The sequence below is a fragment of the Paenibacillus sp. EKM212P genome, from assembly GCF_011066115.1.
Classification (GTDB): Bacteria; Bacillota; Bacilli; order Paenibacillales; family Paenibacillaceae; genus Paenibacillus; species Paenibacillus polymyxa_B.
In genome coordinates, this window is the sequence record NZ_JAAMNR010000006.1 from 39,361 (window position 1) to 54,791 (window position 15,431).

The 15,431-nt window shown below is 46.5% G+C and carries 18 protein-coding genes; 10 read left to right on the forward strand and 8 right to left on the reverse strand.

Translation table 11 applies throughout. From position 1 onward, the window contains the following. Nucleotides 1–54: 54 nt before the first annotated feature. Entirely contained in the window at nucleotides 55–987 is a 933-nt protein-coding gene (locus tag G9G54_RS17785) for an aldo/keto reductase (protein WP_165179060.1), read from the forward strand. 129 nt (nucleotides 988–1,116) lie between these two features. After that, nucleotides 1,117–1,923 carry a sporulation protein YunB gene (gene yunB / locus G9G54_RS17790; RefSeq protein WP_446723024.1) on the forward strand — a complete coding sequence of 269 codons (807 nt, stop codon included), beginning with the start codon at nucleotides 1,117–1,119 and terminating at the stop codon, nucleotides 1,921–1,923. Between the two features lie 47 nt (nucleotides 1,924–1,970). Here yunB and G9G54_RS17795 read toward each other — a convergent pair whose 3' ends face one another. Next, on the reverse strand, nucleotides 1,971–3,077 hold the full coding sequence (locus G9G54_RS17795) for a M23 family metallopeptidase (protein WP_165179061.1): 1,107 nt from the start codon (nucleotides 3,075–3,077) through the stop codon (nucleotides 1,971–1,973). A 248-nt stretch (nucleotides 3,078–3,325) separates the two neighbouring features. Between G9G54_RS17795 and lipA the strand changes: the two genes are divergently transcribed. Both lipA and G9G54_RS17805 read left to right on the forward strand, forming a co-directional pair. Next, complete coding sequence (gene lipA / locus G9G54_RS17800; protein ID WP_023990211.1) at nucleotides 3,326–4,228, forward strand: lipoyl synthase; 903 nt, start codon at nucleotides 3,326–3,328, stop codon at nucleotides 4,226–4,228. Nucleotides 4,229–4,252: 24 nt separating this feature from the next. Further along, a complete protein-coding gene (locus G9G54_RS17805) occupies nucleotides 4,253–5,104 on the forward strand; it encodes a YutD family protein (protein WP_165179062.1) in 852 nt (283 codons plus the stop codon). A gap of 58 nt (nucleotides 5,105–5,162) precedes the next feature. On the opposite strand, the gene G9G54_RS17810 is transcribed toward G9G54_RS17805, so the two are convergent. After that, complete coding sequence (locus G9G54_RS17810) at nucleotides 5,163–5,966, reverse strand: NAD kinase (protein WP_013372943.1); 804 nt, start codon at nucleotides 5,964–5,966, stop codon at nucleotides 5,163–5,165. Nucleotides 5,967–6,032: 66 nt separating this feature from the next. Next, complete coding sequence (ylbJ, locus tag G9G54_RS17815; RefSeq protein ID WP_069290343.1) at nucleotides 6,033–7,331, reverse strand: sporulation integral membrane protein YlbJ; 1,299 nt, start codon at nucleotides 7,329–7,331, stop codon at nucleotides 6,033–6,035. 412 nt (nucleotides 7,332–7,743) lie between these two features. On the opposite strand from ylbJ, the gene G9G54_RS17820 reads away from it, so the two are divergent. Both G9G54_RS17820 and G9G54_RS17825 read left to right on the forward strand, forming a co-directional pair. After that, nucleotides 7,744–8,121, forward strand: a complete 378-nt coding sequence (locus G9G54_RS17820) for a globin domain-containing protein (protein WP_023990208.1) — start codon at nucleotides 7,744–7,746, stop codon at nucleotides 8,119–8,121. 42 nt (nucleotides 8,122–8,163) lie between these two features. Then, complete coding sequence (locus G9G54_RS17825; RefSeq protein WP_172828271.1) at nucleotides 8,164–8,874, forward strand: DUF2225 domain-containing protein; 711 nt, start codon at nucleotides 8,164–8,166, stop codon at nucleotides 8,872–8,874. Between the two features lie 92 nt (nucleotides 8,875–8,966). Here the strand turns inward: G9G54_RS17825 and G9G54_RS25780 are convergent, their stop codons facing one another. Beyond that, entirely contained in the window at nucleotides 8,967–9,203 is a 237-nt protein-coding gene (locus tag G9G54_RS25780) for a hypothetical protein (protein WP_165179063.1), read from the reverse strand. Continuing rightward, complete coding sequence (locus G9G54_RS17835; protein WP_165179064.1) at nucleotides 9,200–9,370, reverse strand: YycC family protein; 171 nt, start codon at nucleotides 9,368–9,370, stop codon at nucleotides 9,200–9,202. The genes G9G54_RS25780 and G9G54_RS17835 overlap by 4 nt, the downstream gene beginning before the upstream one ends. A 97-nt stretch (nucleotides 9,371–9,467) precedes the next feature. Between G9G54_RS17835 and G9G54_RS17840 the strand changes: the two genes are divergently transcribed. Further along, nucleotides 9,468–11,255 (forward strand): M3 family oligoendopeptidase, encoded by a 1,788-nt coding sequence (locus tag G9G54_RS17840; RefSeq protein WP_165179065.1) that lies wholly within the window; start codon nucleotides 9,468–9,470, stop codon nucleotides 11,253–11,255. A gap of 261 nt (nucleotides 11,256–11,516) precedes the next feature. Beyond that, nucleotides 11,517–11,918 (forward strand): hypothetical protein, encoded by a 402-nt coding sequence (locus G9G54_RS17845; protein WP_013311862.1) that lies wholly within the window; start codon nucleotides 11,517–11,519, stop codon nucleotides 11,916–11,918. 121 nt (nucleotides 11,919–12,039) lie between these two features. On the opposite strand, the gene G9G54_RS17850 is transcribed toward G9G54_RS17845, so the two are convergent. Beyond that, nucleotides 12,040–12,276 (reverse strand): alpha/beta-type small acid-soluble spore protein, encoded by a 237-nt coding sequence (locus tag G9G54_RS17850; RefSeq protein ID WP_013311861.1) that lies wholly within the window; start codon nucleotides 12,274–12,276, stop codon nucleotides 12,040–12,042. Between the two features lie 90 nt (nucleotides 12,277–12,366). Further along, on the reverse strand, nucleotides 12,367–13,332 hold the full coding sequence (locus G9G54_RS17855) for an aldose 1-epimerase (protein ID WP_165179066.1): 966 nt from the start codon (nucleotides 13,330–13,332) through the stop codon (nucleotides 12,367–12,369). Nucleotides 13,333–13,783: 451 nt separating this feature from the next. Here G9G54_RS17855 and trpS point away from each other — a divergent pair, with 451 nt between their 5' ends. Further along, nucleotides 13,784–14,773: a tryptophan--tRNA ligase gene (gene trpS, locus G9G54_RS17860; RefSeq protein ID WP_165179067.1), complete on the forward strand. Its 990-nt coding sequence runs from the start codon at nucleotides 13,784–13,786 to the stop codon at nucleotides 14,771–14,773. A gap of 45 nt (nucleotides 14,774–14,818) precedes the next feature. Here the strand turns inward: trpS and G9G54_RS17865 are convergent, their stop codons facing one another. After that, complete coding sequence (locus tag G9G54_RS17865) at nucleotides 14,819–14,986, reverse strand: hypothetical protein (protein ID WP_165179068.1); 168 nt, start codon at nucleotides 14,984–14,986, stop codon at nucleotides 14,819–14,821. Between the two features lie 121 nt (nucleotides 14,987–15,107). On the opposite strand from G9G54_RS17865, the gene G9G54_RS17870 reads away from it, so the two are divergent. After that, complete coding sequence (locus G9G54_RS17870; protein WP_013311857.1) at nucleotides 15,108–15,329, forward strand: alpha/beta-type small acid-soluble spore protein; 222 nt, start codon at nucleotides 15,108–15,110, stop codon at nucleotides 15,327–15,329. Nucleotides 15,330–15,431: the final 102 nt, after the last annotated feature.

Sequence of the window (15,431 nt, forward strand, 5' to 3'; positions counted from 1 at the left end):
TTTTGGAATCTAATAATAAAATGGAAGTAACTTTCGAAAAGGAGATGACGTGAATTGGCAGAGCAAGTGCGTCTTGGTAAAACAGATTTATATGTAAAACCAATCGGTTTGGGTGCAAATAAAGTGGGAGGACATAATCTCTTTTCCGATTTGAATGATGAAACGGGCAAAGAAGTCGTTCGCACAGCTTTGGATAACGGCATCAATTTTCTGGATACGGCTTTTATTTATGGACCTGAGCACTCGGAACGGTTGATTGGTGAGGTATTGAAAGAGCGTGGTCAGCGTGATAAAGCTGTTATTGCCACGAAGGGTGCACACAAATTCGTAAACGGAGAGGTCGTTTTTGACAACTCGCCTGCTTTTTTGCGTGAATCCGTCGAATCCAGTCTGAAAAGATTGCAGACCGATTATATTGATCTGTTTTATATCCATTTCCCGGACGAAGCTACACCGAAGGCAGAAGCAGTCGGAGAACTGAAGAAGCTCAAGGACGAAGGCAAAATCAAGGCCATTGGTGTATCTAACTTCTCCATTGAACAACTTAAGGATGCGAATAGTGACGGTTATGTAGATGTGCTTCAATCCCAACATAATTTGTTTCAACGGGAAGCTGAGAAGGATCTGCTGCCTTATACCAAGGAAAATGGCATTTCGTTTGTGCCTTATTTCCCGCTAGCTTCGGGATTGCTGGGTGGTAAGTATACGAAAGACATGACCTTCTCGGACATCAGAGCGAAAAATCCACTGTTTCAGGGAGATGCATTTGCTCGTAATTTGGACAAAGTGGAGCAGGTACGGGAGATTGCCAATGCGTTGAATGCAGAGGTTGCTCATGTTGTGCTCGCATGGTATTTGACCCGTGATTCGATTGATGCCCTCATTCCAGGGGCGAAGGGACCGGAGCAGGTTTTGGCGAATCTGAAAACGTTGAATGTCCAACTGAGTCAGGCCGATATCGAAAAGATTGACCATATTTTCAAATAATGAGTGCACCTTATATTTGCAATTATATATTTGTTCCATCTAGAGAAGCTGCCGGACGGGCGGCTTCTTTTTCGTGTACAACTCGCATATCCTTGTAGGGTAAGTTCAACGCTGCGGGGGGATCGGATGATGAGAAGACCGCAATGGCACAGCGCGCCTAACAGAAGGCGACGCGGCAGACGTAGGTTTTTTTTTATTGTGGCACTGGCGCTGTTGGTAGGAATCATACAGATGGCTGCTTATGTGGAGCAGCATTTGAAGCCGCCCATGATGCACCTGGCAAAAGTGCGGGTCAAACAAATGGCGACGGAGGCTATTAATTCAGCAATTACAGCACAGGTAGAGCAGGGGAAGACAGCTGATAATTTGATCGAATGGAGAACGGATGCACAAGGAAGAACCTCCGGTTTTGTTTTGAATTATGCAGAGCATATGAGAATTACGTCAGACACGCTCAAAGCAGTCAAGGCAACGATGGACAGCATGAGCCATTTTGATGAGAGCGTTCCGATTGGTCAGGCATTGGGCAGTCCGCTGTTGGCAGCTTATGGACCCAAGGTTCCTTTAAAGGTGGAGCCGCATGGAGCAATCAAGGTGGATTTAAATACGCGTCAACAGGATGCGGGTATAAACATGATCTTGGTTGAAGTGTATATTCGGATTACGACGGAAGTGTCTGTGGTTATACCGTTTGAGATGCAACCTCAGATTGTGGAGACGGAAATCCCAGTTTCTTATTTGCTGGTGGTGGGCAACGTTCCGATGTACTACTATGACAATCAGGGGAAACCAGTGGGTAAAAATGGTGCAGCCGCTCCGCAGTTGGCGTTGCCTCCCCATTCCATAGAGAGTAGCGGCGCTATAGATCCCAGCATAGAAAGTGTTCCAGAGGCACAGGAAAACCAAAACACCTCTAGCCAGTCCCCAACGCCATAGAGCGGAGGGGACTGACGTGAGCTGCCTAGGAAAAAACAAAAGGGCCCCTATGAGGAGGTCCCTTTTGTTTTTCCTGTTTTGAGCGCTTTGCGTTCGGATTGCTCCCACTGTCTTAATAACGGATACGGGTCAAAGGACCAATCTGCCCAACCATTGTCACGATATATACCATAGTGCAGATGCGGTGGAAACTTGCCTTGGGTACCGGGTTTTCCATAGCCCGAGCTTCCGACCCAGCCAACCGTCTGGCCGGGTGTAACGATGTCTCCGTTGTGAACGGTTTTGTCAAAGCCGGAAAGATGCGCATAGTAGTGATAGCGATTGTTGAGATCTCGGATTCCGATTCGCCATCCGCCGAAGGGATTCCAGCCCTTCATTTCAACTACACCGTAGCAGGTACTGCGAACTGGAACTCCATAGCCAGCAAACAGATCAGTTCCTTCATGTATCCGGTAGCCGCCCCAGCTGCGACGGCTTCCCCATGTGCTGCGGTAGCTATAGATGCTGCCTAAAGGAAGGGGGAAAGCTTGACTGACCAGATCCAGCTTGCCATACGTCCGATACAGCTTGGCAAACTGCTGAACTCTTTGAACTGCGCGGCTGTTATGGTAATATTCCCAAACGGCAATACCAAATTCATCCTCGTTGTTTCCATACTTTCCGAGATAAGATGCGATGCTGAATAGCAGATCCTTGTCATTATTACGGTCAGCGATTCCATCACCCGAACCGTCTTGTCCCAGCCCGGAAAATAGTTCAATGGAACGCGGATTTTGATCCTCCGAATCAGGGTTCATCAGGCCGGACCAGACTGGTCCCGTGATGAAAATACCTATGATCCGTTCCGCATGCTTGCGATCCCTGGGATGGGCCACTGTAAGTGTGCGTTCATACTGGTCGATGGCGGCCAGCCTGTACCAAGGAACTCCAGTCAGGGCTTCGATGGAATGATATAGAGCCAGCCTGGACGTATACGACGAAGACTGAACATGTGAAGCATCTACATTTGCGGTCAGGCTGCTTCTGGCGGACGAGGACTGTAAGTGATTGGCAAGGGCATGGACAGGAAGCGGACAGGCCGTTGTCAGTGTAGTAGCGCATAACAGCAGCGATAACAAACGAACAGCTCGGGCTGTCCGCGTAGGGTAAGGCACGTGAACCGACCTCCTATAGAAGGGCTTAATCGCCCGGTAAATTCTAGGCCCCGTATTCAATAGCGTGAATAGGGCGCTTTTGTTTAGATTGAGCCATATCCGCCGCTTTTATCCATGTAAAGAGTTTACTTTTTCCGGCATCAATGTCATATCAAAAAGGGAACAATGAATGGAGGTTTTTCCATGGCTTTCATGTTATAATGTATGGCAATGACAGCTTAAGCTTATCAGAAAGAAGGTCTATGCCATTGTCTAGAAAAGTGAAGGAAGCTAAGCCCGACTGGATTCGTATTAAACTTACGACAGGCGATAACTATCAGGAAATCAAGAGCATGATGCGTTCCAAGACATTACATACCGTATGCGAGGAGGCACGATGCCCTAATATATATGAATGCTGGGCCAATAGGACAGCTACATTTATGATTTTGGGTGATACTTGTACGCGTGCGTGTCGTTTTTGCGCAGTAAATACGGGAATGCCTACGGAACTGGACTTGCAGGAGCCTGAACGCGTCGCGGAAGCGGCTGAAAACATGAATTTGAAGCACTGTGTCGTAACCAGTGTGGCTCGCGACGATTTGAAAGATGGAGGTGCTACTATATTTGCAGAAACGGTTCGTGCGATTCGCCGCCGGTTACCTTTTTGCAGTGTAGAAGTATTGATTCCCGATTTTATGGGCGATATTGAATCGCTACGAATCGTCATGGATGCCAAGCCAGATATTCTGAATCATAATATTGAAACGGTGGAGCGAATGTCCGACAAAGTTCGGGCTAAAGCGAAATACCGTCGCTCTCTGGAGCTGCTTCAACGTGCGAAGCAATTAAATCCGGCTATTCCAACGAAATCAAGCATCATGCTAGGTGTCGGGGAAGAGTGGGACGAGATCTTACAAACCATGGATGATCTGCGTAAAGTCGATTGTGACATTATGACAATTGGTCAATATTTGCAGCCGTCCGAGAAACATTTATATGTGCAAAAATATTATCCACCGGAAGATTTTGCGAAGTTAAAGGAAGAGGGATTACAGCGGGGATTCAGCCACGTCGAATCCGGACCGTTGGTCCGCAGCTCCTACCAAGCGCATGAGCAGGTGAAGTCAGCCGCTCAGCATAAGGAAGAAGGCGCCCTTTCGCAGGCTTGATCCGGGAAAGGCGGTCAGAATAGCTTGTTTCAAATCGGTGGTAAAAACTATGAATTGTTGCAGGATCACAAGAACGGGTGGAATCCCGAAGCGTTTCGTGATCGGTATAGTGAAGTGCTGGATCGCTATGATTACATTATTGGTGATTGGGGTTACAATCAGCTACGTCTGAAGGGCTTTTATCGAGACGGTCATCCCAAAGCAAATAAGGATACATCTATAGTGATACTGGACGATTACATTAATGAATACTGCAATTTTGGCTGTGCCTATTTTGTGTTGCAAAAAAGTCGTGAAGTGGTTAATAAAAACGGGGTCAATGATGAAATCATTGCTCCAGATATTCAGCAGTTGGTAGATGCTCAAAGGGAACAAGCAGGAACGCTAGAACCCGAAGAGCAGCAAGAAGTATTGCAACATACAGCTGGAGAACAGGAGTGGCCGCAATCACAGCAGGATTCCACAGCTACGGAGGAATCGCGAGTGGAGCAGCCTCGAGAATCCCGGGAACCACGCGAGTTGCAACGTCGGGAATCGAAGGATGCCCAGGAAGTACGTGAGCGACAGCCGCGTGAAGCTCGCGAAAGTCGTCCATCCAGAGAAAGACGTGAAGCAAAGGATGGACGAAATCCGGGTGAAGGGCAGCAAACCCGTGAACCACGTAGACAGCGCAATCAGCAGGGAAGTTTCGATAAAAAGGAATCGCGTGGACCACGCTATGAGCGTCAGTCAAAGGAAAATCGGGAGGGACGGCAAGTTCGTGTCTCTCGTGAACCTGAGGGCCAGCGTCAGACCCAGCCAGCTGCTAAAGCCGAAAGAGCTGAGGGTAGTAAAAAGAATAAAACATTTACAGCTCCACAACAAAACGGTTCCTGAATTTTCAGGAACCGTTTTGTTTGTAAAAAAAGAGCCAGAGTCGGCTCTTTTATAGGTTCTAATTAAGAAAAGCGTTGCGTACTCGATCCCAAAATGGGAAAGGACGGTAACGAGCGAAGCTGATCTTCTGACTTGCGACCTGACATCGAACAGAGATTAAGTCATCGACAGGAAAGTTCAGGTGATCTACTGTCAATAAAAGACGCTGATCTTTCCGTGAAAAAATATCACAATGATGGTGTTTGGGCAGTAGCAATGGCGATCCCAGTGTCCGATACACGCGGTTATTAATGGAAGCGATCTCAGTCAATTGCAATGCTTCAATGGTGGGGTGAACCATAGCTCCGCCAAGTGCTTTATTATAGGCGGTCGTTCCTGAGGGGGTAGAAACACATATACCGTCACCGCGAAACATTTCAAAGGTGATATCGTTAATATCTACTTGGGCAACGACAGTGCCATCCACCCCTTTTAACGTAAACTCATTCAAGGCAATAAAAGAAGCATTGCCTGACTTCTTGTGAATTTCCAACTCAATCAGTGGATACTTAACGATTCTCGGGTTAAGCGGTCCCTCAGATCCGCTTTGGCTCATCAGGTGGATTAGCTCCTCCAGCTCGTCCGCACGCCAATCAGCATAAAAGCCCAGATGACCGGTATGTACACCAACAAAGGCAATATCCGGAATGCGGTCGATGAAGGTATGAAACGCATGAAGCATCGTACCATCGCCTCCAATAGACACGACGATTTCCGGCGATTCGGCATCCAGCTTGAAATTCTTTTCTTGGGCAAGACGGTGAAATTGCTGACTCAAGTCCATGGAGTGCTGATCCCCGCGATCCAGAACATAATATCTCAAGATGAAAAGCTCCTTTGTCATGGGTATATATCGATCATAATCAATTATGAGCAAGAACACAATCGTTCATTGCCTGTGTGTTCTTCTCAAACGTACATATAAGCGACTTGTACCCACACTCAACCATGAGAGACTAAGCATTCCAGCCAGTATAAAGGCAAGAACTAGCAGACTTTGCAACAGCATGGCGGACGAGAAGCCAGGAGACCACGCGATGTCGTATATTGGAGAAAAGACTGGAGAGCTTCCCTGTCCCATCAGAGGCCGCCATAACACGAGAGCTAGCAGTGCTGAGATGATGCCGTGCGCAGCCCGGGCCAACAAAAATGGCATATAGCGGAGATTTGTCATATTTAAAATACTTGCAACCTGCGCATGAACCGACAGCCCGCCCCAGGAGAGAACAAAAGCGGCTGCGGCTACCTTGAATGGTAACGCTGCTGCCGTGGCTTCACCTGCGGCTTGCGCTCCTAAAGTGACTTCGAAAATACCACCCACGATGGACTCCGTTAACGTAGGAGGAAGACCACATGCAGTCAATAGGCTTGCCGTAAGCAGATGAAGCCCGCTCATTAAACCGGAGTTCGTCAAAGCTTCTAAAATGACGCAGAAGAATACAACTAGCCCTCCTACGACAATAATAAGGCGTAGGGAGGAGGTAATCGCCTGACGAAGTAACTCACCCAATGGGCGACCATCTTCCAAACGAGCTGTATGCATGGCATATAATGCTTGGCGTAGGGGTCCAGGCTGCCTATTGCGACCTGCTGCTTTTGTATTCGTGGACTTCGACCAGGCTTTTTGAGTAGGTTGAGGGCGGTCGCTGCGAGTATCTGTTTCCCCTGAACGGGAACCGTGGAAGCGCATAAGCAGCCCGATGATGAGCACGCCACCATAATGGGCCGCGCCCAGTACGAGTGCAATTTCTGGTTGATGGAAGAAGCCAACGGAAACCGCACCGATCAAAAATATCGGATCAGAGGAAGTGGTAAACGCGACCAAACGCTCTCCTTCAATGCGTGTGATCCATTTTTGCTCCCACAGCTTGGCTGTTAGTTTAGCTCCAATCGGGTAACCGGATGCGCAGCTGACCGCAGCGACAAAACCCCCACAGCCAGGTACACGGAATAGAGGCTGCATCAGCGGATCCAACAGCGCACCTATGAAATGAACAATTCCGAAACCGAGGAGAAGCTCGGAAATAACGAAAAACGGGAATAAAGACGGAAACAGCACGTCCCACCAGATGGCAAGCCCCCGAAGTCCGGCATTCAGAGAAGATTGCGGGTATACAGCCATAAGCATAAATAGGAATAGCAGTGTAAGGATGAGCAGAGGAAGCGAGTAACGACGGTATAGCGACATAGAGGCCCCTCCTTTGGAGTTGTACTAATATACCTATGTCGGGGATGGACAAAGAGTACAAAAAAATCAAAGAAAACGATTACATCTAATGCTGTATTTTTGTAAATAGTATGTTAAAATAGGAAAACAACGATCCCATAACCTTAAGGATGGAGTGATCAGGATGAGTATCGTTGCCGGTCTGTTCGTATGTGCTTTTGTGTATGTTATTCGTGCCTCTCTCGTCCATCCCGGTGAAGAGGATTGGCGGAGTTATTAGTTGTGTTTATAGAATGACGAAGCTGTGTGCAACGAAGCACACCCTCTTCATATGTTAAATTGATAAAATGACGCTTATTTTTAGCGTCATTTTTTGTTTTTTGTTATAATACGGGTGTATATTTATTACCATAGCACAGAAAGTTGGAGAAAAATGAATCCTAGCCTGAGCATTTATGACAACCTTGGGGGTGCGGAAGGTGTTCGTGCTATTATTGAGGCCTTCTACCCGAGAGTTTATAAAGATCCGTTGTTAAGTCCCCTGTTTCCTAAAGACATGGAACCGGTTAAGGAAAAGCAGTATATGTTCCTGAGCCAGTTTTTTGGAGGACCGTCTCTTTTTTCTGATGCATATGGTCATCCGATGTTACGTGCCAGACATATGAAGTTTCCCGTAACGGAGGAGCGAGCAGAGGCATGGTTGTCTTGTATGGCAGGTGCGTTAACGGATACGGGCATTGAGGAGCCGCTTCGTTCAATCATACTTAACCGTTTGTCTGGTCCTGCGCATCATTTTGTAAATACCCCGTAAGCTTTCGGGGATTGCCGAATTTTGGAGAGGGTTGTAAAAACATTGGAACTTGAACCGTTATATCAGATCAAAATCGCTTGCCCACATTGCGAAGAAGAATTTCAGACATCCCGTGTCAGACCAAGCCTAAAGAAGGCCATTCGTACGGATTCAGATTTTTGTGCTTATTATAAGAATGAAAATCCGGATTTTTATGTCGTAAGGGTCTGTCCTCATTGTGGATTTACCTCGACAGAGCACTCTACCGTTCAGTTAAGCGATCAGCAAACCAAGATTTTTAAGGATAAAATCGGTAACCGCTGGCAGTCTCGCGAATATGGCGGGCATCGTAGCTGGGAAGAGGCATTAGAAACGTATAAACTGGGTTTACTCTGTGCCCAGGTCATCGGAGAAAAGGAACGCGTAGTAGCCAGTCTATTACAGCATATCGCATGGATGTACAGATACCAGGGAAATGAGGAGCAGGAGCTTCGCTTTCTCAAATTTAGTCTGGATTCGTATGTTCGGGTCTATGAGCTGGAGGGTGTCGGGGCGAATAATGCCAAACTGCTTTATCTGATTGGTGAACTGCATCGACGTACAGGCAACTTTCACGAAGCGGTACGCTGGTTTTCGCGTGTCATTAATGACAAAAAGATTATGGATGCAGCTATGATCCGGGCTTCCCGTGAACAGTGGTCTGTACTGCGAGAACAAATGTTGGCTAAAAATTTCCAACTGCCGGAGGAAATGCAGGACGCAAGCTCCTCTTGAAGAAATAAAGGTGTGCACTATGGCCGATTTAGGCTCATGGTTCACACCTTGTTTGTAAAACGGGTTATCTTATCTTACAACTGCCTCATGAATTAATGATGACGCAATGTGGTATCTGACAGCAAATAATCGTCATCACAATCCACCAAAGTAACCTTGTTATGGCAGCATGGAAACACAAGCAACTTTTTCATACCTTCGTGTATGAGCTTAAGTTCTTTTGGCTTCAGGGGCAGCAAAACATTATCATGGTGGCAAAACGGACAAGACTGTACATAAACGTCTCCCATGACGATGTCATAAGGCCAGGTTTTATGAAAAGGGATCATGATTTGTTCGATTCTCCGCCGTTCGAGTCAGCGGTTTCCTCTTTAGCCAGTTCGGCCAGCTTTTGCATCAAAATGTGCTGGGGTGTATGCATAAGGTGTTCCAGCGGAATGCCGAGCTTTTCGGATAATTTCACAGCCGTTTCCGGCGAAATTTGTAAGGGTCTCATCCTGTTTTCCTCCCAATTGTAGTGATTTACTATTACGATGTAGCTTTATTGTATATGAAACCACATGAATTCGCCAAAAAAGAAAGGTGGAACTATTATGAAAACGCCGTTAAAGCAAACATGGGATCTGGAATCTATTTTTAGCGGAGGATCTTCCTCTGCCTCATTTCATGCATTTTTGGAAGAAATGGAGAGCAAGGTTCAACAGCTGCAATCCCAGCTTAAAGCAGCCAAAGTACCACAGACGGTATTGGATACCGAGCGTCTGGATAGTGTACTGAATAGCATACAGGAGCTGTTTAATGGTGCGTCGCAGGCGGGTTCCTTTGTCTCTTGTCTAACTGCTCAAAACCAGCACGACAAGCTGGCTGTTCAATTGGGGGCGCGTGTCAACACGCTGTATGCCCAAGGGAAAAGTGCTTTAGTATCTTTCCAGAACTTGCTGGCACAAACCAGTGAAGACATTTGGCAGAAATGGATGGAGCGCGAAGCTATCCAGCCGATTTCTTTTGTCCTGACTGAATATCGGAACGAAGCACGTGAAAAAATGGCTCCTGAGCTGGAAAGCCTTGCATTGGATCTCGCAGTGGATGGCTACCATGGCTGGGGCGACTTTTATGATACTATTGTCAAAAATATGACGATCCCCGTGCCGGAAAATGGCGAGATCGTAAACCTGTCTGTAGGTCAGGCTGCTAATAAGCTGGATGAAGCAGATCGCAGCGTACGTAAAGACGTGTTTGCACGTTGGGAAGAGGCATGGACTCACGTAGAGGACTATTGCGCGGATACATTGAATCATTTGGCAGGCTTTCGTCTGAAGCTATATGAAAAACGAGGCTGGACAGATGTGCTTAAGGAACCGTTAGAAATCAGCCGTATGTCTGCACAAACGCTAGATACGATGTGGCAGGTTATTAATGAAACAAAGCCTATTGTAGTCAAATACTTGGAGCGGAAAGCAAAGCTGCTGGGCTTAGAGAAGCTATCCTGGCATGACATTGAAGCTCCGCTGGGGACGTCAACCACTAAAATCCCTTACGACGATGCTGCTGTAACGATTGTTGAGCAATTCGGTAAATTTAGCTCGAGAATGGCTGACTTTGCCCAAATGGCTTTTGAGAAAAGCTGGATCGAAGCAGAGGATCGTCCAGGCAAACGTCCGGGTGGTTTCTGTACATCTCTGCGTCTGAGCAAAGAGACCCGTATTTTTATGACCTATGCCGGATCACCATCCAACGTTTCGACACTGGCTCATGAGCTCGGACACGGTTATCATCAGCATGTGATGAATGAATTGCACCCATTGAATCAAAACTATGCCATGAACGTAGCTGAGACGGCATCGACGCTGGCAGAACTAATTGTATCAGATGCTTTGCTGGAAGCTGCCGAGGGTCAGGAGAAGGTCGCTTTGCTGGAGGATAAAATTCAGCGTGGTGTAGCCTTCTTTATGAACATTCATGCTCGTTTCCTGTTTGAAACCCGTTTTTACGAGCTGCGGAAAAAAGGAGTTGTAGGAGCACAACAATTAAGCGAGTTGATGGAACAAGCGCAGCGTGAAGCGTTTAGTGGTATCCTGGATGAGGCTCATCCTCATTTTTGGGCATCCAAGCTACATTTCTATATTACGAACACTCCTTTCTACAACTTCCCGTACACATTCGGGTATATGTTCAGTGCAGGAATTTACGCTTTTGCGAAGGAAAATCCTGACGGCTTCGCCGACCAATATGATGCCTTGCTGCGTGATACGGGTCGCATGACAGTCGAAGAATTGGCTTCCAAGCACTTAGGTACCGATTTAACACAGGCTGACTTCTGGCGTAATGCTGCGCAAGTTACTGTTCAGGATATTGAGCAATTTTTACAAATGACAAAATAACAGATTTACACTTTTGAAAGGTCTCCTATAAGGGAGGCCTTTTTTGTGATTTTTGCAGAAGATGATGAACAAAGTCGCAAAATGTCGAAGTGTAATTAACATTACCTGTTGGCGAAATTTAAAATGATGGATATACTTAGAAAATAGTTATAAATACCCAATTATGTTGGTTTTGATTGTAAGGTTAAAAATCTTCGCATATAATTGAGCCGTAAGACCTATTAATTATTTCTTGATAAGGTATATAGGAGGGTTTTTGTAATGGACGAAGTAGGTCAATTGTCGTTAGCAAGGCAGATGGATATCGTTTTAAAAGAACTGGATAATGAACTGGCGGGTTTGTCGTCAGGTATCGTATTTGTACAAATACGTAACAATGTAGTTGGGAAATTTGGGATTCGTCATAATCCGCTTGCAGGTAAAGGTGGCACATTTGCAGCAGTAGAACCGGGGTTATCAGCAAAGCATCGGGAGGATTTTCGGCGTATGGCTCTAGAAACGCTAAATCATAAGCGTAGCTGGACTCATGGTGAGATTGCTTTCGATTTTGCCATTAGACAAGGAACGATTTTGGTAGATGCAACACTGGAATCCAACTACAACATGGCGAATCTCATGATCCGCTACAACAAGCCTACATACCGAGCGGCTAATTCCGAATAATTCAATTAAAAAAAGTAAAGAAAAGGCGGCCTTCCTAGGGAAGACCGCCTTTGTTATATACCCGTTATAACGCATTTTGGTAAATTACGATGAACGGAATGCTCATGTGGAATAATGACGCTTATTGACCTGAACGACCTGATAATTGCTGTTCGGCCAGCTGTACCAAGCGTTTAGTGATATAGCCTCCCAGAGAACCAGCTTCACGGGATGGCATGTCACCGTAGTAACCATCTGCCGGAATGGTGATGCCCAGCTCTTGTGCAGCTTCATATTTCAATTGTTGCAATGCGTTGTTGGCTTGAGGAACAACTAGGTTGTTACTGCGACGGCTTCTGCCTTGATTTGCTTCATTCATGTGTAGTCACCTCCTTCGGCTGTGATGAGGTTAGTATGCGACAGAGTTATGAAAATATGCGCCGAAGGAAGAAAAGTGACTAGAGGAAAATTACGGATATATGATATGAATCTGAGTTTTGAGATCGATGGATTGCTGAGGCTCCAAACGGATCAGTCCGGCTTCCCCGACAGGATCAGGTGAATTGGGCGCATCAGGCAGACATGTATAAGGCTCAATGCAAAGATACTGGTCGCATTCACCTTTGGTATATAAAACCCAATACTTATAGTATTGCTCATCTGCTGTGTAGCGGATTTGATAACCGTCGTTACGAGTCAAAAGAGCTTCAGCAGGGCCTTCCGTTGCCCGCAGCAGAGTGTCTAGATTTGTTCCTTTCAGAGAAAGTCCCGAAGAGAGCTGTTCCAAGTCATCTAACGAAGTAATGATACCTGTAGGTAGCTGTTCAGCATCCTGCTCATATACGCCGTTCACAGGTAGCTTTAGACGCCAGCGCGCAGGTTCTCCGTCCACCATAAACCAAGTGTGATATCCCAAGCCAAATGGGGCTGCTTTTTCGCCCAAATTCGTTACGCGCAGCGTTTGACTTAATACAGCACCCTGCAAGCGATACGTCATCTCCAAACGTAAAGGAATGGGGAATTGTTCCATCCAGTGCGGATCACTTTCTGTTAAAAGCTCGGTAGTAACACTGCAACCTTCTTCATCCTCTTCAATATCACTGCAGCGCCAGGACTGATTACGATGCAGACCGTGTATATGATTGTCATTGGCTGTATTTCGGTCGAACTGATAAGGAACACCGTCAAACTCAAATTGTCCCTTGCGAATTCGGCCTGGAGGAATCAAAATGGGCAAGCCAAAATGATAAGGCTTTTGTAAATAGAAAGCCAATTCTTCCTCACCGGGCCGACGTACGATATCCCGGTCGAGCTTCAGATCACGCACTGAAATAATATTATTCCCCAGGCGAGGGATCATCGTAACTTCCAGTTCACCACTATGTAAAACATACGTGTCGTAACCGTTCCAGTGTTCTTTGGTCACTTGTTTCATATCCATGCTCCTTTGTCCACTATAATCGGTTGAAGCTTCGTGTCATTATGATAACAGATTTTTGGTCGTAGGGCACAATCGTCATTTGACAATAACATTATGCGGAATTATCATTAATGTAGTTTAGAAAGTAATGACATGGATAACGCGATGATGAGGACAAGTAAGCTTTCGCATAAGCTCTTCAGAAAGCCGGTGGTGGATGGGAACCGGTGAGCCTGCACTGCTGAATGGACCTTGGAGTGCCGCACAGAACAGGAATTTACTGTCCTCAGTATGACGGCCGATTGCTCCCCGTTAACGGAGCTTTAAGATTGCAGGCAGCCACGGAGCATAGCTCCGACAAGTAAGGGGTTGACGGCAATGAATAAGGGTGGTACCACGGTCTCGCGTCCCTTGAGGATGCGGGGCCTTTTTGCGTTCTAATTTTGAAATACTGAGGAGGAAGAATATGAAAACTGTACTTTCAGGTATTCAGCCTAGCGGACAACTTACTTTGGGCAATTACATTGGTGCCATGAAAAACTTTGTCAAATTGCAAGAGGATCACCAATGTTACTTTATGGTTCCAGATCTTCATGCAATTACCGTACCGCAGGAACCGGCTCAATTACGTGAGCAGTCGGAGGCGGTAGCAGCATTATTTATCGCAGCAGGTATTAACCCGGAGAAATCCAATGTCTTTTTACAATCCCATGTTCCTCAGCACGCTGAGTTGGGATGGTTGATGACAACACTGACGAATATGGGCGAGTTGGAACGGATGACTCAGTTTAAGGACAAAGCAGCAGGCAAGGACTCTGTAGGAGCAGGGCTGTTCGTATATCCATCGTTGATGGCAGCTGACATTTTGCTCTACAACGCGGATCTCGTCCCGGTAGGCGACGATCAGAAACAGCATCTGGAGCTGACACGGGATTTGGCGGGCCGCTTTAATCATCGTTATGGAGATTATTTTACAATTCCCGAGCCCTATATCCCTGAAGTAGGGGCGAGAATTATGTCCCTGGATGATGCATCCAAAAAAATGAGCAAGAGTAATCCGAATGCAGGCAGTTTTATTGCGCTGCTGGACGATCCGAAAGTTATACGCAAAAAAATCAGCCGTGCTACGACCGATTCTGGCAGTGAGGTTAGATATGATCCGGCCAATAAGCCTGAAATTAGTAATCTAATGAGCATTTACAGCCAATGTTCCGGTTTGTCGCTCCAAGAAGTGCAGGATCGTTATGAAGGCCAAATGTACGGGACATTTAAAAAAGAACTGGCAGAGACGGTGGTAGCTATGCTTGAACCGATTCAGCAGCGCTATCGCGATATCCGGGAATCCGGTAAAATTGGACATATTTTGGCCCAATCCGCAGAGCGTGCTCAAGAAGCTGCTGAAGTCACGCTGTCTGCGGTCAAAGAGCGCATGGGCTTTCTGCCACGTCTACGCTAGAGCCATATTGCAAGCAAAACGGATCAAGCCTTCTATAGAATTGGCTTAGGAGCGGCGTTGTCGGGCTTTGACCACAAAACCCCAGCCGATATTGCCCACAGATAATAGCCCCAGTAGAATGGCAAGCCATGCGGAATAACTGATGGCTATAGCGGCTGCCGTCAGCAGGACAATGGATGAAACGGCGAACCATAGGGATAAACCTTTGCTCATTGGTAAAAACCTCCAGTGTTCGAATGTTGAATTTCAGGAATAAGTAGTTGTAAGCGAGCCATAATAATCTTGCAAGCTTGCAATGAACCTCACTCACAAAGAACTGAAAGGAGATTCAAATATGAGCAGACGTCGTTCAAACAACCTGCAAGTACCGCAGGCCAACGCCGCTTTACAACAATTAAAATATGAGGCAGCTCAAGAACTTGGCATCACCATCCCTCAGGACGGTTACTTCGGTAATGTTGTTTCCCGCGAAACAGGTTCTCTTGGGGGATATATTACGAAAAAGCTGGTCCAACAAGCAGAACAATCCTTGTCGGGCAGCAGCCGTTTGCAGTAATACACATAAACACTCCATCTTGGAAGTTGTATTATGAGCAACTGTGATGAAGAAAATCCGGAGCGATCATGCTCCGGATTTTTTTTACGCATGGCTTATCAC